Below are 2,666 nucleotides of genomic sequence, written 5' to 3'. Positions count from 1 at the left end.
GTGGCGGCGGTAGGGGCCGCGGTCGGCCGGGTCGAGGGCCGGGCCCGCCTCGACGAGGAGGCGGTCGCCGAAGCGCCGGTCGAGGGTGAACTCCCGCTCCCCGCAGGTCTCTTCGGCGTCCCGGCGCGGCCGGTGGCTCGGCAGGGCGGCCCCCACCGACGTCAGCACCCGCACCGGGACCCCGTCCCCGTGCCGGTCGGCCGCCTCGCGCAGGAACCCGTACCAGCGGCCCTCCCACAGGTCCGCCGGGGCGACCACCGCGCGGAAACGGTCCTTCTCGTGGTCGACGCCGCTCGTGTGCTCCTCGCCGGTCGCGCTGTGCCGCAGCACGAACTCCGGTTCGTGCCAGGACAGTCCGGTGGCCGTGCCCTCGACGACGAACGAGCCGTCGCCCGCCCACTCGGCCAGGTCGGCGACCGGCTGCCGGGTCAGTTCGACGACGAGCTGGCCCTGGTCGTTGGCGGTCGCGCACAGCTCGCGTCCCCGCGCGGGGTACCGGCCGGGCGGCAGGTCGAGCGCCGCCGCCACGGAGCGCGAGGACCCGTCGGGCAGCACGAAGTTGACCTGCCAGCGGTCCCCGTGCGGCGGCTCGACCTCCTTGGGGGCGCGGTGCGGCGGCTCGGGCACCGCCGCCAGGTCCGCGAGCGGGGCCCGCACCAGGAACCGGCCGCCCGCGCACGTCACCGGGTAGCCGAGCTCGGTGCCGGAGTGCTTGTGGGTGAGGCGCAGCGTGCGCGGTTCGATGCCGTCGCGCAGACGGCCCGCGAGCACCAGGTCACCGGCGTCGGAGGCGTGGTGGTCGTCGGCGAGCGCCGCGTACGTCACCACTTTCAGGACGAGGCGTCCCTCGACGTGGCCGAGGACGAGCCGGGTCCCGTCGCCGAGGTCGCGCACCAGGTTCTGCTGCGCCGAGGAGTCGAGCGCGCGCAGGGCGGCGCGGCGCAGATGTCCGTGCCCGGCGACGACGACGCCCAGGTTCCAGGTGCCGGGCCGCCAGCGCCCCTTCACCTTCAGCTTCTCCGGGTCGATGGTCATGGTGAAGCCGGAGTGGTCGTAACTGTGCAGTTCCTGCCCGGAGTCGGCGGTGGCGAGCGGGTCGGGGACCGTCCGGGTCGGGACGCGGCGCACCTGGGTGCGGCTGTTCGTCGCCTTGAGCAGGCCCGTCTTCACCGAGTGGCCGGGCGCGGCCGCCGCCAGGTTCTTCACGTACGCGTAGCCGCTGACGCGCAGTTTCCCGTCGGCGCCCCAGACGCTCTCGCGCACCCGCGCGACCACCGGCAGCTCGCGCCTGTCGACCTTCGTGATCCGCTCGGGCACCCGGGCCAGGCCCGGGTAGGCGGCGCTGCGGCGCAGCGCGCCGCGCACCCGGAAGGCGCCGTCGCCCGCGAGGAGGCGGACGAGGTCGTCGAGGCGCCGCTCGCGGACCAGGTGCCACTTCACGCGCAGGTCCAGCGGGAGGGTGTCGGCGGCCGCCGGGTCGGCGCGGCGCAGGAACGCCGCCGTGTCGTCGAGGAACGCGCCGCGGTACTCGGGCCCGCCCATCGGCAGCCCGTCGAGGAAGTACACGAAGTCGTCGCGCAGGCAGGACGTGTCGTACGTCTTCTTCAGCTCGGGCCGGTCGGGGAAGCGCTCGGCGAGGAAGCGGCTGACGTGGTCGCAGGCGGCGATCCGGTCGCGCACCCCCTTCACGTCGCTGCGCCGCCGGGTGATGGAGCCCTCGCGGACCCGCCAGTAGTAGACGTGCTCGTCGAGCACGTCGACGGCTTCGGCGAGGAAGTGCGCCGGGATCATGACGGGCGTGTCCTCGTACAACTTCCCCTCGGGGAAGGCGAATCCGTGCGTGTCCCAGAAGGTGCGGCGGAAGACCTTGTTCCAGGCGACCCGGTCGGACAGGAGCTCGGGGTCGCGGGTGATGTGGGTGCGCTCGCGGCGTCGCGTCAGCCACTTGTACTGCCAGGCCTGCTGCCGGCCCCGCTCGTTCAGCCGCCACACGTTGCCGGTCGCGAAGTCGGAGCCGGTGCGCGCGAGGCTCGCGGTCATCCGCTCGTACGCGTCGTGCGGCACGACGTCGTCGCTGTCGACGAACGTGAGGAACTCGGCGCCGGGGTCGGTGTGCCGCACGCCGGTGTTGCGGGCGGCGCTCAGGCCGGCGTTGTCCTGGCGGACGTACCGGAAGCGGGGGTCGCTCGCCGCCCTGGCCCGGGCGATCCCGGGGCTGGCGTCGGTCGACCCGTCGTCGACCAGGACGACTTCCAGGTCGGTGAGGGTCTGGGCGGCGAGCGAGTCCAGGCACTCGGTGAGGTAGTCCTCGACGTTGAACACGGGCACGACGACGCTGAGGCGCGGCTTTTGCGGCATTCATCTCTTGTGCCCGGTTGCGTCAACGAATGTACCTGAGGTGATCCGTGTGGGTGAACCGGCCCGGGTCTGAGGTACCGTCAGGCGCTATGTCAGACGCTATGTCCCGTTTCTCCGTAGTCGTCCCCGCCTATCGCGTCCAGGGCTACCTCCGCGAGTGCCTGGACTCCGTGCTCGGACAGAACCACACCGACTGGCAGCTCGTCGTCGTCGACGACGGCTCGCCGGACGCCTGCGGCGCGATCGCCGCGGAGTACGCGCAGCGCGACCCGCGCGTGCGCGTCGTCCCGCTGCCCGCGCGCACCGGC

2 protein-coding genes are annotated in these 2,666 nt (G+C 73.5%); one reads left to right on the top strand and one right to left on the bottom strand.

Annotated elements, in window-relative coordinates; all coding sequences use genetic code 11:
- On the bottom strand, positions 1–2,358 hold a 2,358-nt coding region (locus tag G3I40_RS39865), incomplete at its 3' end, for a glycosyltransferase (RefSeq protein ID WP_164559707.1).
- A gap of 101 nt (positions 2,359–2,459) precedes the next feature.
- Between G3I40_RS39865 and G3I40_RS39860 the strand changes: the two genes are divergently transcribed.
- A partial coding sequence (locus tag G3I40_RS39860) for a glycosyltransferase family 2 protein (RefSeq protein ID WP_164559705.1) occupies positions 2,460–2,666 on the top strand: 207 nt, incomplete at its 3' end.

Origin of the sequence: Streptomyces sp. SID14478, from assembly GCF_010548525.1 — a bacterium.
Classification (GTDB): domain Bacteria; phylum Actinomycetota; class Actinomycetes; order Streptomycetales; family Streptomycetaceae; genus Streptomyces.
The sequence above is the reverse complement of the archived record's forward strand: the minus strand, read 5'-3'. Positions and strand labels throughout refer to the sequence as shown.